This is a genomic window from Rouxiella silvae, from assembly GCF_002093625.1.
Taxonomy (GTDB): Bacteria; Pseudomonadota; Gammaproteobacteria; order Enterobacterales; family Enterobacteriaceae; genus Rouxiella; species Rouxiella silvae.
Window position 1 is genome coordinate 1 of the sequence record NZ_MRWD01000028.1, and the last position, 25,668, is coordinate 25,668.

Consider the following 25,668-nt stretch of genomic DNA (forward strand, 5'->3'; position numbering starts at 1 on the left):
AATCGCGTCTTAACTTGCGTGGATTTTGCATATAAACCGAAAACCTTAAAAACACTTACTCTGCTATGCACTTTTTAAAGGCAAGTGATCTATTTCTCATTTAATTATTTTAATGATTGTTAACAGAAAAAAATGCTTTGAAAAACGTGGCCTACAGCACATTAAAAATACGTTTCTTTAAGTATTTTGCACCCGAAAAGCACTTCGCACCATTTTGGTGCAATACGTTATGCAAAAAATGCATTAAATCAGTAAGTTACAAACCGACGATGGAAATATTTAGTTACATATCTTTTCGATAACTTAACTAATCGAGGCGAACTTTTTCATTTTAACTTTTCGTGCTTAGTGCTAAGGTTCGATTCGATTTACAGATAGCAGCAATTATAAATATTAAGAAACTCGCAGCCTGATATTAAAATTTGGCACGGGAAACCTATATAAAAAATTCTAGGAACTTAAATAATGATGAAGCGCAGTGTTTTGGCCGTAGCGGTCTCTTTAATTGTTGTAACCACTGGTGCAAGTGCCGCAGAGATTTATAACAAAGATGGCAACCAGCTGGATCTGTATGGCCGCGTTAACGGCAAACACTATTTCAGTAACGGCACCAGCAATAACGGTGACGGTTCTTATATGCGTTTAGGCTTTAAGGGCCAGACCAAAATTAATGATATGCTGACCGGTTATGGCCAGTGGGAATATCAAAATAGCCTGAGCAATTCAGAAGGTGCAGACGCGCTGAGCGGCAACAAAACCCGTCTTGGTTTCGCCGGTCTGAAATTCGCGCAATACGGTTCATTCGACTACGGCCGTAACTACGGCGTAGTGTACGACGCTATCGGCTACACCGACATGCTGCCAGAATACGGCGGTGACTCAGGTTACACCGACAACTTCATGGTGGGTCGTTCAAGCGGTCTGGCAACTTACCGTAACAAAGGCTTCTTCGGCCTGGTTGACGGTCTTAACTTCGCATTGCAGTACCAGGGCAAAAACGAAGCGACTAGCGTAACGACTTCTTCACGCCCAACCAGCCGTGCAAACGGTGACGGTTATGGCGCGTCTCTGAGCTACGAAGACATCGGCGGCACCGGCATCGGCGCGGTTATCGCAGGTTCACGCTCTGACCGTACCAATGCACAGTCAGCGGCAGCGATCGGCGGCGGTGACGAAGCCTCTGCATGGTCTGCAGCGCTGAAATACGATGCTAACCAGTTCTATCTGGCTACTATGGTTGAACAAACCCGTAAGCAGACCAGCATCACTGCAAACGGCATTTCTGGTTTTGCTAACAAAACTCAGATCTTTGAAGCTGTTGCACAGTACCAGTTCCTGAATGGCTTCCGTCCATCAGTGGGCTATGTGACTAACAAAGCGAAAGACGTTGAAGGCGTAGGCGATGCTTACCTCTACAAATATGTCTCTGTGGGTGCGTACTACTACTTCAACAAAAACATGTACACCTACGTTGACTACAAAATCAACACTCTGAGTGACAGCGATGCAAGCAAACTGGGCGGCAACAAGAAAGACGTCACTACCGTCAGCTTGACCTACCGTTTCTAAGTCTTAAAGACGTCAGAGTCATCGTATTACCCTTATCTGTGTCTGAAAAAGGTAATCTCAAAGGCAGGGCCAATTGGCTCTGCCTTTTTTTGATCATCTGTTGGCGGCGCAGATAACGGGTACGTAATTCAAGCTGATGGATTGCTCTCACTTGATTTTGGATGATATTCTTCCCACAGCGTTGAGTTTTGCTCCCAGGGAGGGGCAACTTGGCGCCCTTTGTTGTAGAAAAATATTTTGCCGGTGAGTGCTGTTCTATTTCTAAAGGCAAATCTCAATTCAGAGCTGGTATAGCTCTCTAAATACTTATAAACAACCCAAGTGTCACTGATATCATCAAGTAAGAAGTGTATTTTTATTTTGTCATCCATCATGGCCATTTGCAGTCCACTCTTACATTTAGTTTTAAGGTACTCTGTAATGAAATTATCATTCAGTGGTGAGTCACAATCTGTATAGTAAATACTTTTGGCTAATATATTACCCGTATTAAACTTGGTGTTTCTTTCTAGTGATAGAAAAGTTTTCCAATGATGATAGGGATTGATTTTATATTGCTGCGCAACGGTTTTATCAAATGAGACGAGAGAGTTATATTTTCTGCTTAATGATTGTCTTATTACGTCAATTTTTTCTTCCGTTGCATTGCGTTCAAGTCGCTTAAATGTTTTTATGTATTTATGATCTCGCAAGGGTTTACATATTTGATTTTCCATGGCCGCTATATATGCGTCAATAGTATAAGCAGAGTTTTTTAACATTCCACATGGGCGCAAGATGCTAGTACAGTGAGTTCTTGGCCCCATTAAACCATATATTAAATCCCCTTTATGATAATTTTCTTCAAAATCTTGCCACGCTATGGGCATTGATGGTTTATTAGTCCTGACATTATTAACATTGTTTGAGTAATTTGTTATGAAATTTTGCATCTTACCAGAAGGAAATAGGGTGTTACCTTCGCTGATGCATTTCACGCTTGTGGACGGTTGGGTATTATTAACTGGATTCATGGTACATGTTCTCAAATAACTGTGCGTTATACAGTCGATGTTTTAATGGCAGGCTTGTTTAGTATTAATTATATTCACGTCCAAGCAAAATTGGAAATGCCCGTTTTAAGAGTCTTCATTATTGTTATGGCTTCACACTCGCCGGCCTGTAGCTCGCCCACAGCATCGGGTCTTGCTCCCAGGGAGGGGCAACAACTTTCCCTTTTTCATAAAAATAGACCTTTCCTGCCAGCTTGTCTTTATTTCGAAATGCATAACGTAATTCGGAAGCCGTAATCGCAGGTTTACTTTTATTGACGACTAAACTGAAGTCTATGTCATCCAGTAAAAAATGCACTTTTAATGAATCATCTACAATCGCCATTTCAATGCCGCCTTTACTCATGCTTTTAGCGACTTGCATGATGAAATTACGTCTATTGTCATGGTGTTTTATTTTTATGTCAGTGAAACTTTTTGCGAAAATAGTGCCTACATTGAACCTCTCAATCTTATTAAGGGATAAGAATTTCTCCCAATGCGGGAAAGGAAACTCTTTTATTATTTTATCTTTAATTTCATTGGGCGAAACAAATGAATTAAACATCTCGACGAGATTATTTTTAAAATCTTCGCTGCAAACCCTGTGCTCTTTTAATCGATACACAGTGCATTCAGCTAAAAAACCTTGGTCTTCAAAAGGCGCGGTAACATAGCTATTATTGCGAATTAAATAAGCATCTATTTCATAAGGTGTTTTAATAAGCTTAAGCATTAAAAGTGGATCACGCGCGTACTCATCTCTGTTTGATGTGAATCCGTAAAGTAAGTCTCCATTGTTAAAAATACTTGTTAAAGATTTACCTTTTGACGGTGTGCTGTTTTTCTTTTTTACGATTTTTGAAAAAGTCTGTATTTCGTTACTCATCATTATCTGATGACTGTTAATGGTTGCCTTGAAACATTCCGTGAATAATGTAGAAGACGCTGCCTGCTCATCAGGGGTTGCAATAGCCTTAACAGGCAAAGACAAGGAGGGCTTTAAGACAGAAAACATAATAAAAACCTTTGGTAAATAAATGAGCCGTTATTTTCACAGGTTTGTGTTTATCCGAAGAATACAATTCGCTGAATTATAAATTGAAAAATATCCATGCGGGTCAAGCGCATTAAACCTGCTATTACAGCACCCATAACCTAGGGTTATACCCTGTGACCAAACAAGTATTCGCGGGGGGGGGCAAGTCGTGGAATAGTCAGGGTGTCAGGCAACGCAGGTTGCTACCCCCTACAACTATTGACGAGAGAAACTCATGCAACAAATCCCAATGCCCTACCTGTTATTTTTAGGTGACGTCATGGATCCACTGGCGGCGAAAACGGCGCGCGGCATCCACGTCTTTCGTCCAGAGTCCTGCGTCGGCCAAATTCGTCTGGCTACCGATTCGGTTTCTCTGGGGCTGAAAGAGATGGATATCGCCACGGCGAAGGCCTGTGGTGCAAAAACGATGGTATTGGGAACTGCGAATGCCGGTGGCAAGCTGCCCGCTCACTGGATTGAATCAATTAAAACCGCTATTCGCGCCGGTTTGAACGTGGCTAACGGATTGCATCAGGGCTTGAACGATATTCCTGAGTTGGTCGAGCTAGCCGCCGAGCACAGCGTACAGCTGTTCGACGTACGGCACATGCGTCCAGAGCTTGACGTGGGCAGCGGCAAAAAGCGCAGCGGAAAAAGAATTCTAACCGTCGGCACAGACTGCTCTGTCGGCAAAATGTATACCTCGCTGGCGTTAGAATCAGCAATGCGCGATATCGGCATGAAGGCTGATTTTCGTGCTACCGGACAAACCGGCGTGCTGGTTGCCGGTGCCGGTATTGCCATTGATGCTGTCATTGCCGACTTTATTTCCGGTGCGGTGGAATCGCTTTCCCCTGCCAATGAAGAAGACCATTGGGACATCATTGAAGGTCAAGGCTCACTTTATCATCCGTCATTTGCCGGCGTGAGCATGGGTTTGATCCACGGCGCACAGGCACACCTGTTGGTGATGTGCCATGAGCTGGGTCGTCAACACATGCGCCACCTGCCGCACCAGTTTATGCCGACCCTGAAACAGTGTGTAGACACCAATCTGGCCGCCGCCAGCCTAACCAATCCCGGCGTACAGCTTGCCGGTTTCTCTCTGAATACTTCCGGCGTTGATGAAGCTGAGGCTAAGGCGGCACTGGCTGAAATCAGCCGTGAGTTTGGCGTTCCTGCTACCGACCCGGTGCGTTTTGGCATTCGCGAACTGGCACAGGCCATCAAGGATCGTGGTTTATGATCAAATTTGATTTTCAGGCCGTTGAGCTGCCGCTAGCCCGTCCTTTTGCCATCTCGCGCGGCGTGAGAACGGCCGTAACGGTGGTGCGAGTCACACTGACCGACGGCGAGATTATCGCCATGGGCGAGTGTACCCCAACGGCACATTATCAGGAGTCGGCGGAAAGCGTTTGCGAACAGCTGGAAAGCATTCGTGCACAGGTTGAATCTGGTTTAACCCGCGAGGCACTGCAGCAGGCGTTGCCAATGGGTTCGGCGCGAAATGCGCTCGATTGTGCAATGTGGCGTCTGGATGCTGCAAAACAGGGCAAATCGGTTTGGCAACTGCTTGATATGCAAGCCCCTGAAAGCGTGATCACCGCCGAAACGCTGAGTCTTGATACGCTGGAGAATATGGCAAATGCAGCGGCAGATGCCGTTTCTCGTGGTGCAAAACTGCTCAAAATCAAGCTTAACCGCGAGCAGATCATTGAGAAAGTGGCGGCCATACGTCATGCCGCACCACAGGTTACTCTGGTGATTGACGCCAACGAAGCCTGGTTGGGGCTGGATCTCGACAGCCTATTCCAGGCGCTGCATGAATTCAACATTGCGATGATTGAACAACCCTTACCTGCGGGTAACGATAAAGACTTGGTGCGTTGTTTGCATCCTATTCCTGTCTGCGCCGATGAAAGCTGCCATCAGCGCGCCGATATTGCCGGACTGCGCGACCGCTACGAGATGATCAACATCAAACTCGATAAATGCGGTGGGCTGACTGAAGCGCTGGCCATGGCGACTGAGGCCAAAGCATTAGGACTGCGTTTGATGGTCGGCTGCATGCTCGGCTCTTCGCTGGCCATGGAAGCGGCGCTGCCAGTGGCGGTTCAGGCGGAACGTGTGGATCTCGACGGGCCGATTTGGCTTGCCGAGGACTATCAACCCGCGCTGCGTTACCAGCAAGGTGAAGTTTGGCTTTAAACCTCATGATAATAAAGGAGTACGCTTTTGATGACTGAAATGCCCGTTAGTGAGGCGCCCTCAACCGAGTCTGTAGACCCGTCGCTGTCGGAAAGCCGCAACAGGCCCATTCTTCAGGTAAAGGATTTGTCGGTGAGTTTTAACGGCCGACGTGGCAAGACTCAGGCACTCAAAGGCGTCTCTTTTTCTATTAATAAAGGGGAAGTGGTGGCCGTCGTCGGCGAAAGCGGTTCGGGTAAATCCGTCACGTCATTAAGCATTATGGGACTGCTGGCCGATTCGGCGAAAATCGACGGTGGCAGCATTGATTTCACCACTCGCAGCGGAGTGAAACACTCTCTGGTGAAGATAGGCCCTGAGGCGCGTCGTAAAATGCGCGGTCAGGAAATGTCGATGATTTTTCAGGAGCCAATGACCTCGCTCAATCCGGTATTGCGGGTGGGCGACCAGTTAACGGAAGGCCTGATTGACCATGGCATCTGTAACAAAGCAGAAGCCATGGTCAAGGCGCATGAGCTTTTAAAGCAGGTGCGCATTCCTGACATTGAACGAATTTTAAAGTGTTATCCGCATGAACTCTCCGGCGGTATGCGCCAGCGCGTAATGATTGCTCAGGCGCTGGCCTGTTCTCCCGCGCTGTTGATTGCCGACGAGCCGACCACCGCGCTGGACGTCACCGTTCAGGCGCGGATTTTACAGATCCTGCGTGACCTTCAGCGCGGCTCTGATATGGCGGTGCTGTTTATCACTCACGATATGGGGGTTGTGGCAGAAATTGCCGACCGCGTGGTGGTGATGTACCACGGTGAAGTGGTCGAAGAGGGCAGTGTGGAGCAAATTTTTGCCCATGCGCAGCATCCTTATACGCGCGCCCTGTTAGCCGCCGTACCCAAGTTGGGCGACATGAGCGGTCTGCCTTGGCCGCGCCGTTTCCCACTGATCCATAAAGAAGGCGAGCCTCTTCCCGACGTTCAGCTGCCTCTGTCCGCTGGTGACCAAACCACCGCCGACTACAGCGTGGCGCCGCTGCTTGACGTGCGCGGGCTGCGGGTGTGTTATCCGATTCGCTCAGGAATTTTGTCGCGTATTTCTCAGGAAGTGCACGCAGTTGAACAGGTTGACTTCTCCATCTGGCCGGGTGAAACGCTGGCGCTGGTGGGAGAAAGCGGCTGCGGAAAATCCACCACCGGTCGCGCCATTCTGCGACTGGTCGGCAGTGAATCAGAAAGTATTCATCTTGAAGGCAAAGAAATTACCCTGCTACGCGACAAACCTTTTCAGGCAGTGCGGCGGCAGATTCAAATGGTATTTCAAGACCCCTATGCCTCACTCAATCCGCGTCTTACGGTCGGTTTTTCTATTGCTGAACCGCTGTTGCTGCACGGCCTTGCCCGTTCGCTGGCAGATGCTACGCCAACCGTAAATAACCTGCTTAAAAGCGTTGGGCTGGAACCTTCAGTCGCCCGCCGTTATCCCCACGAATTTTCGGGCGGACAGCGGCAGCGAATTGCCATTGCCCGCGCGATGGCGCTTAAACCGCAGGTCATTATTGCTGATGAAGCCGTTTCAGCGCTGGATGTTTCCATTCAGGCGCAGGTGGTTAATTTGATGATGGACCTGCAACGCGATACCGGCGTTGCCTGGTTGTTTATCTCTCACGATATGGCCGTGGTTGAACGCATTGCCAACCGTGTGGCAGTGATGTACCTCGGACAAATTGTCGAAATCGGCCCGCGCGACGCCATTTTTAGCAATCCGCAGCATCCCTATACCCAACGTTTACTCAATTCTGTGCCGATTGCCGACCCTACCAAAAGGGCCGCGCGCAGTTTTGATGACACTGAAGTGAAGTCGCCGGTCCATCCGGCAGGGTTACAAGTAGAAAAAGTGAAATACCGTCAGGTAGATAATCACCATTGGGTCGCTGTTTTTTAAATTTTCGGGACACTCACAGGAGAAGTACATGCATTCGATGTTAAATCGCAAAACTTTGCTGGCCGCCAGCCTGGCGCTTTGCTTCAGCAGCTCGGCGTTTGCCAAAGATCTCAGTATTTCGATGTACGCGGATGTCACGGGCTTTGACCCGCATGACACCACGGACACCCTGAGTTATTCGGTCCAGACCGGTATTTTCCAGCGCCTGTTTGAATTTGATAACAAAATGAAAGTGATCCCGGTGCTGGCGACTGACTATACCAGCAACGATTCTGCCACTGAATTCACCATAAACCTGCGTCAGGGCGTGACCTTCCAAGACGGAACGCCGTTTAATGCCGAAGCGGTAAAAGTTAACCTCGACAGACTGGCTAATCCAGCCAATCATCTGAAGCGTAACGGCCTGTTCAGCATGATCCAAACTGTGGAAGTGACCTCGCCTTATCAGGTGAAAATCACTCTCAACAAGCCGTTTGGCGCGATGATTAACACCTTGGCACACCCGTCTGCGGTGATGCACAGCCCGGCTTCTTTGAAAGCTTATCCAAACGAAGCTGATCTGAGTGTGCATCCTGTCGGCACCGGGCCATTCAAATTTGTTGAATGGCAGCAGGGTAAAGACGTCAAGCTGGTGAAATATGACAACTACTGGCAAAAGGGTTGGCCAAAAGTTGACTCGGTGACTTTCTATCCCACGCCAGAAGACTCCACTCAGGTGGCGAAGCTGAAGTCTGGTGCGGTGCAGGCGGTGTATCCGCTGCCTTCGGACTTGGTTGATACGGTGAAAAGTGATCCCAAACTCGATATCCAAAGCGACGCGGGTATCTATCTTTATTACATCGCTTTCAACACTCAAATGAAAGAGTTTAAAGATGTGCGCGTGCGTCAGGCGATTAACTACGCCATCGACCGCAATTTGTGGTTGAAGGTCGGGTTCGCCGGACTGGGCGAGCCTTCAACTTCGCCATTGCCGAAAAACGTTCAGTTCTATCAGAAACAAACCTCACCTGACTACAGCTACAACATTGCCAAAGCGAAAGCGTTGCTGAAAGAGGCGGGCTATCCCAACGGCTTCGACGTTGAAATGTGGAGCTCAAACAAGACTGACCGCATTCGTACCGGCCAGTTTATCAAACAGCAGTTGGGGCTGATTGGTGTGCGCGTTAAGCAGGTGCCAATGGACGCGGGAAGCATCACGCAAAAACTGTGGAGCACGCCGAATCCGGCCGATGCCAAGGTGCAGATGTACTACGGCGCATGGTCAACGTCGACCGGCGATGCGGACTGGGCGCTGCGTCCGCTGTTTGCCACCGAGTCCTTTATTCCGAAAGGCTACAACGTTTCTTACTACAGCAACAAAGCCGTAGATGCTGACATTGCTGCCGGGCTGCAAACGGCGGATATGAGCAAACGCAAAGCCGCCTATGATGACGCACAAAAGCTGCTGTGGGCCGATGCACCGGTGGCCTATCTCGGTTCTCCTGACAATCTGGTGGGGAAAACTAAGGATTTGTCCGGCGTATTTATGCTGGCAGACGGCACGCTGTTGTTTAATCAGGCGCAGTTTAAGTAACACTATCGCGGCCCCAACGGCGGGCCAATGCTAAAAAAAGCGCGGTTTGTTCGAGAAAAATACGGGCAGGATTTTCTGCCCGTGACCCTGCATTGTGAATGCTTTTGGGTATCGTTTATTGAGCGGGGAATGAGACTTTATGCTGACGTATTTTATTCGCCGGATACTGGAAATGATCCCGGTTTTACTGGTGGTGTCATTACTTATATTTGGTTTTATCAAGCTGCTGCCGGGTGACCCTGCGCGCATTTATGCCGGTCAGGACGCCTCACTTGAGCAGGTAGAGTCAGCGCGGCAACTGCTTGGTTTAAACGCACCGCTACCCGCGCAGTATTGGCGCTGGATAAGCGGGGTATTTCACGGCGATTTGGGCACCACTTACCGCACACGCCAGCCGGTGATGAGCGTGATAGAAGCGGGTTTTATGCCCACCTTGTATCTCGCGATGGCCGGTTTTGCCTGGTCGGTGGTCTTGGGGTTGGTTATTGGCGTTTGGGCGGCGCTTAAGCGCGGAAAATGGCAGGACTGGACGCTGATGACCTTCGCCATCGGGGGGATTTCAATGCCGCCGTTTTGGCTTGGGTTGCTGTTAATACAGTTTGTGGCCATGCCGTTCGGGATTTTTTCAGTTAGCGGCTTTACAAAACCAACCGACATTATTTTGCCCGCTATTACGCTGGGGTCCTCGGTGGCCGCCGTGATGGCACGTTTTACTCGGTCGGCATTTCTCGACGTGGCGCAGGAGGACTATGTGCGCACCGCCAATGCCAAAGGGCTGCGTTCGCGGTTAGTGACCTGGAAACATGTGATGCGCAATGCGCTGATCCCGGTTATTACCATGCTTGGACTGCAGTTTGGATTCCTGCTTGGCGGTTCGATTATCGTTGAGGCCGTGTTCAGCTGGCCCGGTCTGGGATGGCTACTTATTCAGTCGATTCAAACGCAGGACCAACCGGTAATTCAAGCACTGGTGATGCTGTTTGTATTTGAATTTATTGTCATTAATACGCTGGTCGACCTGCTTTATGCAGTGGTTAACCCGTCCATCAGACTGAGTTAGGAGCGAAAATGGTTCAGCCCGCTAATACCCTGCCGCCGTTGGACCCTGCCAATGTCGCCAGCCGTTCGGACGATGATATTCAGGCTCCATGGGTGGATTTTCTCCAGTCTTTTGTTCGCCATCCGATGGCGATTATCTCCTCTATTTTTATTTTTTTTCTGCTGCTGGTGGCAATATTTGCACCGTGGATTGCGCCTTACGATCCGCAGGTACCTGACTGGATGGCCTTGGGTGCCGGCCCCTCTGCCGCACACTGGTTTGGCACCGATGACCTCGGACGTGACGTGCTTAGCCGCATTATTTATGGTGCACGCATTTCCCTGTACGTCGGATTGCTGTCAGTTACTTTGGGCATGGTGCTAGGCGTTTTCCTCGGGCTACTGGCCGGTTACTACGGAAAATGGCTCGATATGCTGATTATGCGCGGGTCTGACGTGCTGTTCGCGTTTCCCGGCGTGATGCTGGCCATTGCCGTGGTCGCCATTCTTGGCCCAGGTTTGAATAACGTGATTATTGCGGTGGCGGTATTTAGCGTGCCGGTATTTGCCCGCATTGTGCGTGCCTCGACGCTGTCGATTAAGCAAAGTGCTTATGTCGAGGCAGTGCGCTGCGTCGGTGCGCCAGATCGCGTCGTGCTGCTGCGCCACATTCTTCCCGGCACCTTGTCGAACGTGATTGTCTATTTCACCATGCGCATCGGTACCAGTATTCTGACCGCCGCCAGTCTCAGTTTCATCGGTTTAGGGCCTGAGCCGGACGTGCCGGAGTGGGGCAATATTCTGGCGATGAGCCGCAATATGATGATGGCTGGTAAATGGAACGTCAGCGTATTTCCGGGGCTGGCGATATTTTTGACCGTGCTGGCGTTTAACCTGCTGGGTGATGCATTACGCGATACGCTCGACCCTAAACTGAAAAAATAGATCACTGTCGTCATTAACACGGCACCGGCGTTGGCTGCGCTCGCTTACCTCGATCCCTGACTTGAGTCAGCTCCTGGGTACGCACTCGCTAGCCGCAGCGTCAATGCCTTAGGTGATTGCATAAAGGGATGTGAAATGTTTTCAGATGATTTTAACCGGCGAGGCGTGGATGCCTTGTTGAACCGCTGGCGTGAAAAGCGGCTGATATTTACCCCACGTTTTGCGACAGGTGCTACCAACAGTATCAGCGACGTGGCGGGGGTGATTGTGGGGCATAGCACGCTGCGCGACGGCGATATTCAGACTGGGGTCACGGCCATTGTGCCTCCTGGCGATAATCTTTATACCCACCCTTTACCCTGTGGTGCGGCGGTATTGAACGGTTTTGCCAAGCCGATGGGGCTGACGCAAATAATGGAACTTGGCGAGTTGCAAACGCCGATTTTACTGAGCAACACCTTTGCCGTCGGTACGTTGTTTAACGCGATGGTGAGAAAGAGCTGCACCGATTTCCCACAGATTGGCAGAGGCAGCGCCACGGTAAATCCACTGGTGCTGGAGTGTAATGATGCATTCCTAAACGACATTCAAGCGATGGCCGTCGGTGAGCAAAATGTGCTGGATGCCTTGCTATCGGCCACTGAACACTTTGCGCGCGGAAGCGTGGGGGCGGGACGTGGCATGAGCTGCTTTGGCCTTAAAGGCGGCATCGGCACGGCGTCGCGTCGTGATGAAAAACAGGGTACTCAACTTGGGGTGCTGGTTTTAGCCAACTTTGGCGTGTTGTCGGAACTGACTCTCGATGGCGTGCGCATCGGCGCTGATATTGAACGCCTACTGCCCGAACTGGCGCCGCAGGTTGATGCCGGTTCAATCATTATCATCATGGCCTGCGATCGCTATCTCGACAGTCGCCAACTGACCCGGATTGCCCGTCGTGCGGGTGCGGGGCTTGGCCGACTGGGCAGCTATTGGGGCCACGGATCGGGTGATATAGCCGTGGCATTTTCTACCTGCCGCGAGGGCGAACTGTTGCCTGATGAGCAGCTTGAGCCGCTGCTGGCGATGGCGGCCGACGCAACGGAACAGGCCGTTCTGGATGCCATGCTGGCTGCCGAAACGGTGGTGGGTTATCAGCAGCACAGTCGTTTAGGTCTGAGCGTAGTTCTGGATAGCCTGGCCGCCCCCGGTTTGTAGAGTCGACAGTTTGAATCGATAAAGTCATCCGACAATCTACAGTGACAATCAAAAGAGAGCACCGATGAAAGTATTTATTTCGGCCGATATAGAGGGTATTGCAGGGGTCATGCGGCCTGAACAATGCAGTCCCGGCAATGTTGAGTATGAAACCGCCCGTGGACTGATGGAGCAAGAGGTCAATGCGGCCATCGGCGGTGCGTTTGACGCAGGTGCAACCGACGTGGTGGTCGCCGACAGCCACGCGATGATGCAGAACCTGCGCGCCGCTAATATCGACCCACGAGCACGACTGGTGCAGGGTAAACCGCGCGGTTTATCGATGCTCGAAGGACTGCAACAGGGCGGTTACGACGGCATGATGTTTGTAGGTTTCCACAGTGCCGCCGGAGAGAAGGGAGTGCTGGCGCACACTATTAATGGCCGTGCTTTTTACCGCATCAAACTCAATGGCAGCCTAATGGGTGAAACGGATCTCTATGCCGCACTCGGTGCCGAACTGAACGTTCCGCTGTGGTTGGTGACCGGTGACGACCAGTTGGAGCAGTGGGTAGGGCGGCACTATCCTGACGTCAATTATGTGTGTGTAAAACGCGCGATTTCTGCCAATGCCGCCGAGTCACTCAGTCCTGAGGTGGCACGCGAAAAAATTCGGCGACAGGCGGAAAAAATGCTGAAAAAAGCACATAAAAACGTTGAACGTCGCTTTGGTTCTCCGTTCAGGCTGGAGTTGATGGTGGCTAAACCCGTGTTGGCCGATCTGTTTTGCATGATACCCGGCGTTGAGCGTATTGATGGCATTACCGTCGGTTACAGCAGCCCGAACGTAGCGGCAATCATTAGCCTGCTCGGCGCGTTCTCCTATCTGGCGTCCACGCAGAAGTGAGAATCGGGCGTTTTCATTTTTATTTTTACAGCCATGAGCCTAATCAACCCGCTTATATTCATGTTGATAAGGGCAGTGCAACGGCTAAAATGGGGTGACATAGTTTGAGCGTTGCAAGTCGTGTGGGGCCCCTTCACTTCACACCAACTCCGTGCGCTACCTTTTTCTTCTGCCCGCACTGATAGTGCAGGAGATATCCGTCACCCACAGGGAAGGGCAGCATGCGTTTGCGTCATATTGAAGTGTTTCAGGCTGTATTGCAGGCCGGCAGCGTGAGTGGCGCGGCGCGCTTGCTCAATGTGTCGCAGCCCAACGTCAGTCGGGTGCTAAGTCATGCTGAGCAGCAACTGGGATTTACCCTGTTTGACCGTACCCCGCAGGGGCTGATAGTCACGCCGGAAGGCCGCCGACTGATGCCGGAGGTCGAGGCACTTTTTAGCCATATTCAGGCGATTGGATTTCTAGCCGACCAGCTGCGCCAGGGAGAAGGTCAACATGTGAGAATTGGCTCTGCTCATGCCTTGGGCCACAGCGTGATGGCACCGGTGCTGGTGGATTTTCACCGAAAAATGCCCGCGGGTACGGTCGAACTGGTGACCGGACATTTCAATACCCTCAGTCAGGACCTCATCCAGTACAAAATGGATTTTGCCTTGGCGTTTGGCGAGCAGGTTTCTGCCGAACTGGTTTCTGAAACCCTTTACTCTGCCAACATGGTCGCCCTGCTGCCGCTTGATTGCCCTATTGAAGGGCCGGTGACACTAAAGTGGCTGAGTGAAAATAATTTACTGATGCTCCAACAGCAGGACCCGCTCGGGCAGGTGCTCAATCGGGTATTGCGCGAACAGGGCCTCACCCCGCGAGCTTCCGTGCACATTAAAACCTATTCGGTTATTGCCGATATGGTCTTGGCCGGTGGCGGGGTTGGCGTGGTCGACACCTTTACCGCACAGCGCTACATTCATCAGCTCAACATTGTCCCTGTGGTTGAAACGCTGCCTTTTGAGGTGATTTTACTCAGCCGCCGCGACCAGCCTCAGTCACAGGTTGGTTTGGCGCTGCAGCAGCTTATTCGTCATAAGTTGTGGGAGTTGAGTGAGCACATTGCGGGATAGTGGCAGATAAAAAATAAGGGCGCATTACCGCGCCCTTAGGGTGTTTTCCGGTCATATTACTCGCGCAGGTTTTTCCGCATGTTCTTCACGTCACTGCTGCTGACCGCCGCTGCCGAGTTGCCCCAGCTATTGCGAATGTAAGTCAACACGTTTGCCACGTCGGCGTCGCTCATACTGCCAGCAAACGACGGCATGCCAGGCGCAGTGGGTGCAGCCTGGGTATCCACAGGACGACTGCCGGCCAGCACCACGTGGATAAGCGAGGTCGCATTATCACTGACAATGAGCGGCGAGTTCGCCAGCCGTGGGAATAACCCTTCCTGACCCGCGCCGTTAGGCGTATGACACGCAGAACAGCGGTCAGCATAAATTGCTTTCCCGGCGATCATGCTGCTGTCATTGGTTTTTATCGGTTCAGGGGCCTTTGCCCCACTGTCGTGGCCGCTGTCCTTAAGATAAACCGCCACCGCCTTCAAGTCTGCATCGGTCCACAGGTTCGACGAATTTTTAACCTCCTCGGCCATCGGGCCCGACGCCATATCGAAGCGGTTTGAGCCAGTTTTGAGGTAGGCGGTAATATCTTCAATCGTCCATTTCCCCAGACCTGTATGGTTATTGACGGTGATGTCCGGAGCCATCCAGCCTTCAACCACGGCACCTCGCAGAAACTCGCTATTTTTGTCCCCGCCGAGCAGATTTTTCGGCGTGTGACAGGTGCCGCAGTGTCCCAGCCCCTCAACGATATACGCGCCGCGGTTCCAATCAGCGGACTTCTTCAAATCGGGAATGAACGCGCCTTGATCAAAGTTAATCCAGTTCCAGGCGATAAGGCTGGTACGAAGGTTGAACGGGAAGGGGAGTTGATTGGTTTGCACCGCGTTATGCACCGGCTGTAGGGTTTGCAGGTATTCCCAAATCGCCCGGTTGTCTGCTTTCGTCACCTTGGTATAGGCGGTAAAAGGCATCGCACCATACAGTCTGATCCCATCATGGCCTACGCCTTCTGACATGGCGCGTTGAAAATCATCAAAGGTCCATTTGCCAATTCCGGTATCTGGATCGGGGGTAATATTGGCGCCCATTAGCACGCCAAACGGTGTTTGTAGCGCTACGCCACCGGCAAAAGGTTTGCTGCCTTCCACGCTGGAAGTATGACAGGCTGCACAGTCGCCCAGCACCGCCAGATAACGTCCGCGCTCAACCTGTGAATAGTCCCCATTGCCACCGGCTTGAGCCAACGTGCTAACGCCCAGCGCCAGCAGTGCCAGAGAGAATGACCTCAGTTTTTTCATGCAATCATCTCCCCAGGATTTTTAAGATAGCGCTCACGAATGGCTTCGGCCGCTTTGAACGCCAGTGCACCGACGGTGCCGGTTGGGTTATAGCCTGGGTTTTGCGGGAAGGCAGAAGCGCCAACCACAAACAGGTTAGGCACGTCCCACACTTGCAGATATTTATTTACCGAACTGGTCGAGGGGTCAGCCCCCATAACAAAACCGCCGCAAACGTGTGAAGACTGGTAAGGCGTCCCGTTCCAGTGCCCCTTAGTGGGGCTTTCAACGTACTGACGCGGATTCATTGCTTTGGCGATCTCACCCACCTTATCGGTGCAGTATTGCGCCATTTTCAAGTCGTTCTGCGGAAAGTCGAAGGTCACGCGCAGCAGCGGGCGTCCCAGCGGATCTTTATAGGTCGGATCGAGCGAAAGATAGTTGGTGCGTATAGTGTAACTGCTGGCCTCGCAGCCTATCGACATACTGCTCAAATAGTTTTTGACTGTCGCCTGCTTCCACTCTTTGCCCCATTTTGGTGTACCCGGCGGCACCGGTCGGTAGCCAATAGGGGCCGCGCCAATCGGCGTGACGCGAATACTGCCGCCGCCGAAGAAGCCAAGCCCGCTGTGGTCAAAGTTATCGTTGTTATATTCGTCAATCCCCATTCCGACGGCACCAGCGCCAATAAACGGGTTAAAGTTTTTGTCGTCAAAGAACAGCTGCACGCCGTTGGCAGTTTGGTAGGCATAGTTGCGGCCGGTGGTGCCGGTATTGCTCACCGGATCATAAGGCTTACCGACGCCAGACAGCAGCATCAGGCGCACGTTTTCAAAGGTATAGGCGCTAACCACCACCAGTTCCGCGGGCTGTTCCCACTCATCGCCGGAGGAGTCGATATAGATAACGCCGGTGGCCTTTTTACCGCTTGAGTCCATCACCACTTTCATCACTTCACAGCTGGTGCGCGCTTCAAAATTGTTCTTACGGATCAAGGCAGGCAGAACCGTAGTGATGGCACTGGCTTTCGAATAGTTTGCGCAGCCGTAGTTGGTGCAAAAACCGCAGAAGGTACAAGGGCCCATTTTCACGCCGAGTGGGTTAGTGTAAGGCTCGGAAATAAGCGAAGAAGGCACTGGGAAGGCTTTATAGCCCATATTGCGGGCTGCTTCAGCAAACAGCGTGGGGCCGTAGGGTTGGTCCATTGGGCGAGTAGGGTACTCAATGGAGCGCATCCCTTCGAAAGGATTGCCGCCTTCATGATGCTCTCCATTAACGTTGGCCGCCTTGCCCGAAACGCCGGCTAGGCGTTCAAACGAGGCGTAGTGCGGCTCCATTTCGCTCCAGTCCGTGCCCCAGTCTTGCAGAACCAGCTCGGAAGGCATTTCTTTGGCGCCGTATTTTTCCAGCAGATAGCTGCGTAACCTAAATTCGTTTGGCTGGAAGCGGAAGGTAATTCCCGCCCAGTGGTTGCCCGCTCCGCCGGTGCCGTTGCCTGGGTGGAACGAACCCCATTCGCGCATGGGTAGCGCAGTTTGCGAGGGATTATTACGAATAGTAATGGTGTTTTGACGGTTGCGCAGCATCAACTCCTCACGGGTGTTGTAGCGCAGCTCGTCAGCAACGGTTGCGATATTAAAATCACGCGCGGTATCGCGCCACGGGCCGCGCTCAATCGCCACCACGTCGAGGCCTGCTTCAGTCAGCTCGTGCGCAATAATCGATCCGGCCCAGCCGAGACCAATGACGACCACGTCGGTCTTGGGGAGTTTCTTCGCCATAATATGATGTCCTTAAGCCGTGGCCCTTAGCTTTTTGATACCTTCCACGCATCGCCGCCGGAGATGCTGAGAGGTTCGAGATCCAGTTTTTGGTTATGCTTGCCGATGTATTCGCGGTAGTCGTAGCGCGCGCCCGGAAATCCGAGCATCTTCCACGAGACCATGTTGCGATTACCGCCGTAAATAGGATCAGCAAAGAAACCCTCCATGGTGTTTTTCAGCACAATGGCGAAAAACAGTGTAGAGTCGATCGGGTTCTTAAAACTGGATGCATTAAGGTCAATTTTTCCACTTTCCAGACCGGAGAGCACCTCGTCTTGCTGGTCACCGCTCAAGTCCTTAAAGGATTTTTTAAAATTTTTCTGGGTGTACTCTTCAAGGGCAGCAAGTCCGATGCGATAGCGCTGCTGCGGTACTAAGGGTGACTGGTCGCCCTGTTCCGGCGTGCCTGGCTGGAAAGGGCCCTGCATGTAAAGACGCTCATAGGTGCCATAGAACCCGACCATCTGGCGGTCAATAAAGACCGCACAGCCCGCTTCTTTACCGCCGATGCTGAGATTGTCGGCTGGAATGAGTCGGTCAACAATGGCTTCGAGGGCCGCCGCTTCAGCATCGTTAAAGAATACCCAGCCATCGGTTTCAATTTGCGGAGGAGGACTGCTGTCAAAAGGACTCCAGGTAGGCGTACCTTTAAGGCTGACGGCGTTGGCCGCCTTTGCCGCGCCGAGAACGGCGGATGCGGCTGAAAACGTTAGAATTTGCCGACGAGTGATGCCCGGCAAGGTTTTTTTGCTCATCTTGTTCCCCTGTTTATTTATAAACGCAGCAGATGCAGCGTTTTCAACACATTGATATAAGTAGGGAAGTGCGTTTATTTCATAAAAGAAAAAAGGGATGGCTTTCTGAGCGGTAAAAAACTCAGTCGGGTGGCGTAATCCCTCACTGTTACTAAGGAAGAATAGGATATTTAGCATTGTAAATGAAATGTATATTTATGTTATTTCTATGTAATTCATGTGTGTAATTAGTGTTTTTTGGTGTTTTTAATACCATGACTGGGGGGTGTAAAATCAAGATAAGCAGGAAGGAAAAGTATTTAAATTGATAGGGTTACTGTTGATTTGAAAACGGGTTACCAATCCGCGTTGAAACATAATGCAAGCGGTAATTTGCACCTCTAAAAAATCACACGAATTGCAACACTCCTCACACCTTTTTTCAGAAATTATAGTTAATGAATCTGCCCTGATACTTGAATTTCTGGCCTCGTCCGGTAAGATCAACGCTTAATAGATAAATGTGTGGACTATGACCGACGTCACAAAAAAAAATATAAATTCTGGTAGGCACACCTTTTGCCCCTTGGCGCTGTCTTTGAACAGCGCAATAATCGGCATAGCGCTAAACTGTGTCTTTTATCCCCTGAGCGCTCAAGCGTTTATTAGCGACTCGGCCCTCACCCTCAATCCCGGTATTGACTACTCTGCGCCAGCGTCTGCAGCCAATTCTCCTTTTAACAGTGCTGCGGGAGAGGTAAGCCCTAACGCCTTGCCTGATCTCGGGAGCAATGTGAATAATGGGCTTGCCGCGCAAAGTATGGCTTTCGAGACGAGGGTGGCAACAACGCTAAAACAGTTTGGTGAAGACAGTACGGCGAGCGGCAGCGACGATCCATTACGCGAGCAGGCTGAAACGCTGGCCATGCAGCAGGCTGCGCGATTGGTGAAGCAGGAAACCTCCAGTCTGCTTTCCCCACTGGGCACTACCACGATTAATTTTGACGTGACCGGAGGCAATCTGAGCGGCAGTTCAGCCTCGCTGCTCAGCCCGCTATACCTGAGTAAAACCCTGTTAACCTATAGTCAAATTGGTATTCAACACCTTAGTAATGCCGACGTGGGTAACTTTGGCCTCGGGCAGCGCTGGTCGCATGGCGCATGGATGCTGGGTTATAACGCCTTTCTCGATGATGATTTTGTGAGTGAATTAAAACGCGGCAGCGTAGGCGCTGAAGCCTGGACCGATTATCTGCATTTTTCCGCCAACTACTACCAACCCATTTCCGGTTATCGCCCTGAGTCTCAAGGCTCGGCAACGCTGCGACGCATGGCGGCAGGATATGATATTCGTACCCGCGCCTATCTGCCTTTTTATCGCCAAATTGGTGCCACCCTTAGCTATGAGCAATACCGCGGCGATCGGGTGGATTTGTTCGGCGATGGCAATTATCAAAGCAATCCTTCCGCGCTGTCGCTGGGGGTGAATTACACGCCGGTGCCATTGTTAACGGTTAGCGCCGAGCGGCAACAGGGGCAAAGCGGTGATAATCAGGATCTGCTTCAACTGTCGTTGACCTATAAAATTGGCGTGCCGCTAAGTCAGCAGCTTTCATCGGACTACGTGGCAGACAGCCATTCACTGCGCGGAAGCCGTTTTGATGTAGTAGACAGAAATAATATTCCAGTGCTGGAATTCCGTCAGCGCAAAACGCTGTCGGTATATTTGGCCACGCCGCCTTGGACTCTACAGCCGGGCGAGAGCCTGCCGCTAAAACTGGACATTCGGGCGGTTAATAAAATTCAGGCACTGAGCTGGCAGGGTGACACGCAGGCGCTGAGTCTGACCTCGGCGAAGACCAACAGTAATCCCGACGGTTGGACGGTGATTGTGCCCAAATGGGACGACAGCCCAGGAGCAAACAACAGTTATCGTCTGTCGGTGACGGCGGTTGACAGCAAGCAGCAGAACGTCACTTCAAACTGGATAACGCTTACCGTTCCGCCACCGCTCAGCGCCAGTTCTCCCCAGTACAACCTGAGTTTCGACCATGATGACAACGCTGATAACTGATTTTTTTGTGATATTGCCTTAAATGTGACTGCTTTGCAGAACCCACACCGCGGCTTCGACGCGAGATTTAAGCTTCATTTTTTTCAGCAGATGCTTAACGTGAACCTTGACCGTGCTTTCAGTAATGTTAAGCCGACGGGCGATCATTTTGTTTGGTAAGCCCTCGGCGATAAGCTTTATGATGTCGCGCTCGCGCGGCGTCAGACACTGGATATCGCGGTTGGTGCTTGGGCGGCTTTCGCGCAGGCTGGCGGCCAACACTGGGGTCAGTGTTTCACTCAAGACCATCTTGCCCGAAGCCGCATGACGCAGCGCAATCAGTAAATCCTCAGGCTCCATGTCTTTAAGCAAATAGCCGTCGGCCCCGCGTTTAAGCGCCGTGACGACGTCATCTTCATTATTGGAAACACTGAACACCACAATCCGCCCGGATAAGTCAATTTCACGCATTTTATCCAGCGTATCGAGGCCGTTCATGCCCGGCATATTCAAATCCAGTAAAATCAGGTCCGGATCGAGCCGTTTTGCCAATTCTACGCCCTGTTCGCCACCGCTGGCTTCGCCAATAACCTGTAGCATCGAGTCCAGCGCGATAAGCTGTTTGACGCCGTTTCGCAACATGGGATGGTCATCAATCAACAGGATGGTGGAAGGGTTGAGGTCACTCATAGGTGCTCCTTGTGGGTAAAGGGAGAGGAGTCAGGGCAAAATTTTACTCTAACCAAGGTGCCGCCGCCGTCGCGCGAAGTGACTTGGCACTCGCCTTGTAAACTACTGGCTCTGTCCCGCATTATCATTAATCCATAGTGATTTTGACGCAGCGCTTCAGCGGGAAGTCCGCTGCCGTTATCGGCAATTTGCATCGTAACTTGACCGTTTTCATGGTTCAGACTGAGTGAAACTTGGGTCGCCGCGGCGTGCTTATAGATATTATTCAGCGCTTCCCGCGCAATGTGCAGCAAGTGCACGCCCTGATTAGCGGGGATCAGACGCGGCGGTAACTGATAGTCAAATGTGACCTGCAGCCCCAGACGTGTTGTAAACTCATCCACCGTATGCTGCAACGCCGAGCGCAGCCCGGGCGCGGTGAGCTTGAGCCGGAAGGTGGTCAATAGCTCACGCAGCTGACTGTAGGCGGTGTTTAATTCTTCGCGCATTTGCTTGATTAAAAGAGTATTTTCTTCATTCGGTGACGGGCTTTTCATTTGCAAACAGGCAACCTGAATTTTCAGGCATGAGAGAGACTGCGCCAATGAGTCATGCAGTTCGCGGGCGATGGTCGACCGTTCTTCCATCAGCATCAACTGCTGATGATTGTCAGTTTGCCGGTCCAGCGTCAATGCGCTAGCCAACTGCTCCAGCAGGGTGCCGATCAGCTGCTGCTGGTCGTGCGTTAGCACCTGTCCGTGCGGTAATGTTGCTAACAGCAGCCCATAATTTTCATCGCCGTCACGCAACCGCCAGTTCAGCGAGGCGGACTCTTCAAGCTCGGGAAATGCCTCGGCCTCTCCCCAAGCCAGCCGCGGTGATGGTGATTTCTGACTGTCAATTTCGTGAAAAAATTCTGCGCTGTTGTTGTCATAAAGGCGCAGTTGAATAGCCCGCAGCGGGGTCAAATTTTGCAGCTCTTGCAACACCTGCGGCAGCTTTTTCTCAAGCGATTGGCTGGTGTGCAACTGTCGACTGACGCGATAAAGGAAATCCAGTATCTGATTTTTTTGCAGCAGGCTGCGGGTTTTCTCTTCGACCCGCTGCGCCAGACTGTCGACCATTTCTGCCAGCGCCGCCGACATGCTGTCGAGCGCCTCGCCCAGTAAGTCCATTTCATTTTTTGCCGTATTGGTATGCACTTCGCCGTGAAGATAGCGTTGGGTAAAGTCACCCTGGGTGACCGCATTGGCCTGAGTCAGCAGTTGCTGCCAAGGTTTCTGCAAACGAAGTCGTAGAAAATAGAGAGTGAGTAGCAAAAAAATAAGTGTGAGTGCAATACCTGCCGCCTGAACCAGCGTTATCAGCATCAGATGATGTTCAGTTTTTTGGTCAAGCGCCGCAACCAGCGTGTCGAGCTGGCTAACAAACTCGGCGACTTCGGGCTTAGCCTGCTGTGGCCTGCTGGACTTCTCCAGCTCGGGTTTTAACGACCGCTGCCAGTAATCAAGTATCGCCGCATACTGCGTTTTCAATCCTTCGCGGGTTACCGCGTTAGACAACTCGATGCTGTTCTGGTCGGCTTCAATCTGGCGTAAATAGGCATCGTCCTTTGAGGTTAACGGCAGCGTCGCCAGCAGTCGGTAGCTCTGCATGCGCAGCGACCCAGCCTTGTTAATGGCGTGGGCATTCCCCTGAATGCTTTGTGCCATCCATGAAGCGACGCTCATGCCTGTGACGCCCAGCAGCCCTAAAAGCAGCATCAGCAGGATAATTTGTTTAACCAGTGAAAGTCGGGCCAGTGCAGATTTAATCGTACTCTCCTCCCCGGGAAGTCGGGCTGGGCGCATTTTTCACCATCTTACGGCGGAACCCTATACCCATAAAGTATTACTCAGGCCGTTAGTCGCGCCGAGGTTGACGCATATCAACACTCAGGCCGTGCCCACTGCCTAAGGTGCACCTCAATTAGACTGAATTAACCTGGTGAGGTAGGTATGACTGACGGTACATCATTGCGCAATGAAAAAACGCCCCGCGTGTTAAAAGACTGGCGTCCAGAAGACCGTGACTTTTGGAATGCCAAAGGGCATCGCATCGCCCGCCGTAATTTATGGATCTCGGTTCCCTGTCTATTGCTGGGATTTTGCGTGTGGATGCTGTTCAGCGCCGTGGCGGTTAATCTGAATAAAGTCGGCTTTGCGTTCACCACGGAACAACTGTTTATGCTGACGGCTATTCCTTCAGTTTCAGGTGCAATACTGCGTGTCCCTTATTCCTTTATGACGCCACTGTTTGGCGGACGCCGCTGGACCGCTATCAGTACACTATTTTTGCTGCTGCCGTGCCTTTGGCTAGGCTTCGCGGTTCAGAACACCTCGACCGCCTATTCCACCTTCCTTATTATTGCCTTGCTCTGCGGTTTTGGCGGTGCCAACTTTGCATCGAGCATGTCGAACATCAGCTTTTTCTACCCAAAATCGCATCAGGGTGCGGCACTTGGCATTAACGGTGGCCTGGGGAATCTTGGCGTAAGCGTGATGCAGCTGGTGGCGCCGTTAGCGGTTTCGGTGGCAATTTTTGGCTTCTTTGGCACACAGGGCAAAGAGCTGGCCAACGGCAGTATACTGTGGCTACAAAATGCCGCGTGGATCTGGGTGCCATTTTTGATGCTGGCAACGCTGGCCGCCTGGTTTGGCATGAATGATATCGCCTCATCCAAGGCGTCAATCCGCCAACAGCTGCCGGTGTTGAAACGGGGTCATCTGTGGGTGATGAGCATGCTGTATTTGGCGGCCTTTGGCTCGTTCATTGGCTTCTCTGCCGGTTTTGCCGTCCTGACCAAGACTCAGTTCCCCGACGTAGAAATCATGCACTACGCGTTCTTTGGCCCGTTCTTTGGCGCGCTGGCCCGCTCGTTCGGCGGCATGCTGTCTGACAAACTGGGTGGCGTAAAAGTGACGCTGGTTAATTACTTGATGATGGCCCTTTTTGCAGCGCTGCTATTCCTTACGCTGCCGGTTAACGGGCAGGGCGGCAATTTTATCGCTTTCTTTGCCCTGTTTATGGCACTGTTCCTGACGGCGGGGTTGGGCAGTGGATCCACCTACCAGATGATCGCGATAATATTCCGTAAAACTACCGCCGATCGTGCAATTGCGCAGGGTAAAAGCCCTGAACAGGCACAGCAGGCAGCCGTTACTGACACCGCCGCCGCGTTGGGCTTTATTTCATCCATCGGCGCGATCGGCGGATTTTTCATTCCGCAGGCATTTGGTATGTCACTGGCGATGACGGGGTCGCCGGCTGGGGCAATGAAAGTATTTTTGCTGTTTTATCTGGTCTGCGCGGCGGTGACGTTCTGCGTCTATGGACGTAAAAGTGCGAAATTAGGGGCTGAGAAGCGTAAATAACCCGCCATTGGCGGCAAATTTAGTATTCATCCTCCATACTGTTTTAATGGTTATTTCTCCTTTCGGAGCAGTATGTTTACTCATCGACTCGTATTTCCTGCCAGCGTGCTGCGCGGCCGCGGTGCTATCAACCATCTTGGTGCCGTGTGTGGCCGCCTCGGACAGCGTGCGCTGTTGGTAGGCGGCGCACGCGGTATTGCCAGCGTCGAGGAGAAAGTGGCCGATCAGCTAGACCAGCAAATGGTCAGTTATCTAGGCCACGACACGCTTGGCGGCACCTGCTGTGAAGAGGAAATTAAACAGCTAGCCGACAGGCTTAAACGTCAGGGCGTCGAAGTCGTGATTGCCACCGGCGGCGGCAGGGCGCTTGATACGGCAAAAGCCGCTGGCGTGTTGTGCAATATTCCGGTTGTCACCTTACCCAGCATTGCCGGAACCTGTTCTGCGATCACTCCCTTGGCTTTTCGCTATCATCAAAACGGCCAGTTTCGCGATATGTTCCCTTTGGCCTACGGGCCTGCCGCCGTGGTGATTGACGCCGATTTGCTGGCGACTTCGCCGCTGCATTGGTTGTCCGCAGGACTCGGCGATACCCTCGCCAAGTGGTATGAGTATCGAGCCATTAGTGATATGAATACGCTATCGGGACTTTCAGGCGTTGCGCGCATCAACAGCGAACTCTGTTTCACGCTGATAAAACACTATGCCGCCGATGCCTGTCAGGCTATCCGTCAGGGGCAAGCCAACCTTGCTCTGGAGCAGGTGCTCGATGCTATTTTTCTTTACGCCGGTCTCACGTCAATAATGAGCAACGGCGCGCACACTGGGGCGGCTCACGCGCTGTACGACGGATTTACCGCCTGTGATAAAACGCGCCACGTCGCCCACGGTCTGCTGGTGGGATTCGGTAATCTCTGTTTATTGGCGCTTGAAAACCGCAGTGATGAAGAACTGCTGGCAGCACTGTCTCTCGCACGCGCCAGCGCTATTCCGGTACATCTAAACGAAATTAATTCAGATCTTAACCATGCGGATATTAATCTCATCATCGAAAGAAGTTTACGTGCGCCCGATATGGCGAATATGCCGACAGAAATCACCCAGCAACAGATGCAGGAAGCGATTCAGCGTGTTCAACGACTCAGTTATATAAAAACATAATCCCC

General features: G+C 51.6%; 20 protein-coding genes. 13 read left to right on the forward strand and 7 right to left on the reverse strand.

Annotated elements, in window-relative coordinates; all coding sequences use genetic code 11:
* Nucleotides 1-465 precede the first annotated feature (465 nt).
* Nucleotides 466-1,569: a porin gene (locus BS639_RS12720; protein WP_084983239.1), complete on the forward strand. Its 1,104-nt coding sequence runs from the start codon at nt 466-468 to the stop codon at nt 1,567-1,569.
* Nucleotides 1,570-1,697: 128 nt separating this feature from the next.
* On the opposite strand, the gene BS639_RS12725 is transcribed toward BS639_RS12720, so the two are convergent.
* Together BS639_RS12725 and BS639_RS12730 are read right to left on the reverse strand one after the other, a co-directional pair.
* On the reverse strand, nt 1,698-2,582 hold the full coding sequence (locus BS639_RS12725; protein WP_139804095.1) for a hypothetical protein: 885 nt from the start codon (nt 2,580-2,582) through the stop codon (nt 1,698-1,700).
* A gap of 124 nt (nt 2,583-2,706) precedes the next feature.
* Nucleotides 2,707-3,618, reverse strand: coding sequence for a hypothetical protein (locus BS639_RS12730; RefSeq protein WP_084983241.1), 912 nt, complete (start codon nt 3,616-3,618; stop codon nt 2,707-2,709).
* 256 nt (nt 3,619-3,874) lie between these two features.
* Between BS639_RS12730 and dgcN the strand changes: the two genes are divergently transcribed.
* From dgcN to BS639_RS12775, 9 genes are all read left to right on the forward strand, one after another.
* Nucleotides 3,875-4,888: an N-acetyltransferase DgcN gene (dgcN, locus tag BS639_RS12735; RefSeq protein ID WP_084983242.1), complete on the forward strand. Its 1,014-nt coding sequence runs from the start codon at nt 3,875-3,877 to the stop codon at nt 4,886-4,888.
* The gene (gene dgcA / locus BS639_RS12740; RefSeq protein WP_055770744.1) at nt 4,885-5,850 is read left to right on the forward strand and encodes an N-acetyl-D-Glu racemase DgcA; all 966 of its coding nucleotides are present in this window, start codon (nt 4,885-4,887) and stop codon (nt 5,848-5,850) included. Before dgcN ends, dgcA begins: the two co-directional genes overlap by 4 nt.
* A 30-nt stretch (nt 5,851-5,880) precedes the next feature.
* A complete protein-coding gene (locus BS639_RS12745; protein WP_228779625.1) occupies nt 5,881-7,785 on the forward strand; it encodes an ABC transporter ATP-binding protein in 1,905 nt (634 codons plus the stop codon).
* A gap of 28 nt (nt 7,786-7,813) precedes the next feature.
* Nucleotides 7,814-9,358, forward strand: coding sequence for a glutathione ABC transporter substrate-binding protein (locus BS639_RS12750; protein WP_055770750.1), 1,545 nt, complete (start codon nt 7,814-7,816; stop codon nt 9,356-9,358).
* 139 nt (nt 9,359-9,497) lie between these two features.
* Nucleotides 9,498-10,418, forward strand: a complete 921-nt coding sequence (locus BS639_RS12755) for an ABC transporter permease (protein ID WP_055770753.1) — start codon at nt 9,498-9,500, stop codon at nt 10,416-10,418.
* Nucleotides 10,419-10,426: 8 nt separating this feature from the next.
* Entirely contained in the window at nt 10,427-11,341 is a 915-nt protein-coding gene (locus BS639_RS12760; protein ID WP_084983243.1) for an ABC transporter permease subunit, read from the forward strand.
* A 135-nt stretch (nt 11,342-11,476) separates the two neighbouring features.
* Nucleotides 11,477-12,538, forward strand: coding sequence for a DmpA family aminopeptidase (locus tag BS639_RS12765; RefSeq protein WP_084983244.1), 1,062 nt, complete (start codon nt 11,477-11,479; stop codon nt 12,536-12,538).
* 64 nt (nt 12,539-12,602) lie between these two features.
* Nucleotides 12,603-13,424, forward strand: a complete 822-nt coding sequence (locus tag BS639_RS12770) for a M55 family metallopeptidase (protein WP_055770764.1) — start codon at nt 12,603-12,605, stop codon at nt 13,422-13,424.
* Between the two features lie 221 nt (nt 13,425-13,645).
* Complete coding sequence (locus tag BS639_RS12775) at nt 13,646-14,539, forward strand: LysR family transcriptional regulator (protein WP_084983245.1); 894 nt, start codon at nt 13,646-13,648, stop codon at nt 14,537-14,539.
* A gap of 56 nt (nt 14,540-14,595) precedes the next feature.
* Here BS639_RS12775 and BS639_RS12780 read toward each other — a convergent pair whose 3' ends face one another.
* From BS639_RS12780 to BS639_RS12790, 3 genes are read right to left on the reverse strand one after another with little or no spacing between them, the layout of a single operon-like run.
* Entirely contained in the window at nt 14,596-15,831 is a 1,236-nt protein-coding gene (locus tag BS639_RS12780; protein ID WP_084983246.1) for a c-type cytochrome, read from the reverse strand.
* A complete protein-coding gene (locus BS639_RS12785) occupies nt 15,828-17,591 on the reverse strand; it encodes a GMC family oxidoreductase (protein WP_055770773.1) in 1,764 nt (587 codons plus the stop codon). The genes BS639_RS12780 and BS639_RS12785 overlap by 4 nt, the downstream gene beginning before the upstream one ends.
* Nucleotides 17,592-17,617: 26 nt before the next feature.
* Complete coding sequence (locus BS639_RS12790) at nt 17,618-18,388, reverse strand: gluconate 2-dehydrogenase subunit 3 family protein (RefSeq protein ID WP_055770774.1); 771 nt, start codon at nt 18,386-18,388, stop codon at nt 17,618-17,620.
* A gap of 511 nt (nt 18,389-18,899) precedes the next feature.
* On the opposite strand from BS639_RS12790, the gene BS639_RS12795 reads away from it, so the two are divergent.
* On the forward strand, nt 18,900-20,441 hold the full coding sequence (locus tag BS639_RS12795) for a YchO/YchP family invasin (RefSeq protein ID WP_082457317.1): 1,542 nt from the start codon (nt 18,900-18,902) through the stop codon (nt 20,439-20,441).
* A gap of 18 nt (nt 20,442-20,459) precedes the next feature.
* Here the strand turns inward: BS639_RS12795 and narL are convergent, their stop codons facing one another.
* Nucleotides 20,460-21,110: a two-component system response regulator NarL gene (narL, locus tag BS639_RS12800; RefSeq protein WP_055770777.1), complete on the reverse strand. Its 651-nt coding sequence runs from the start codon at nt 21,108-21,110 to the stop codon at nt 20,460-20,462.
* Complete coding sequence (gene narX / locus BS639_RS12805) at nt 21,107-22,939, reverse strand: nitrate/nitrite two-component system sensor histidine kinase NarX (protein WP_084983247.1); 1,833 nt, start codon at nt 22,937-22,939, stop codon at nt 21,107-21,109. Before narX ends, narL begins: the two co-directional genes overlap by 4 nt.
* A gap of 147 nt (nt 22,940-23,086) precedes the next feature.
* On the opposite strand from narX, the gene BS639_RS12810 reads away from it, so the two are divergent.
* Nucleotides 23,087-24,502 carry a NarK family nitrate/nitrite MFS transporter gene (locus BS639_RS12810; RefSeq protein WP_084983248.1) on the forward strand — a complete coding sequence of 472 codons (1,416 nt, stop codon included), beginning with the start codon at nt 23,087-23,089 and terminating at the stop codon, nt 24,500-24,502.
* A gap of 72 nt (nt 24,503-24,574) precedes the next feature.
* Nucleotides 24,575-25,663 (forward strand): iron-containing alcohol dehydrogenase family protein, encoded by a 1,089-nt coding sequence (locus BS639_RS12815; RefSeq protein ID WP_084983249.1) that lies wholly within the window; start codon nt 24,575-24,577, stop codon nt 25,661-25,663.
* The last annotated feature ends 5 nt before the right edge of the window (nt 25,664-25,668 follow it).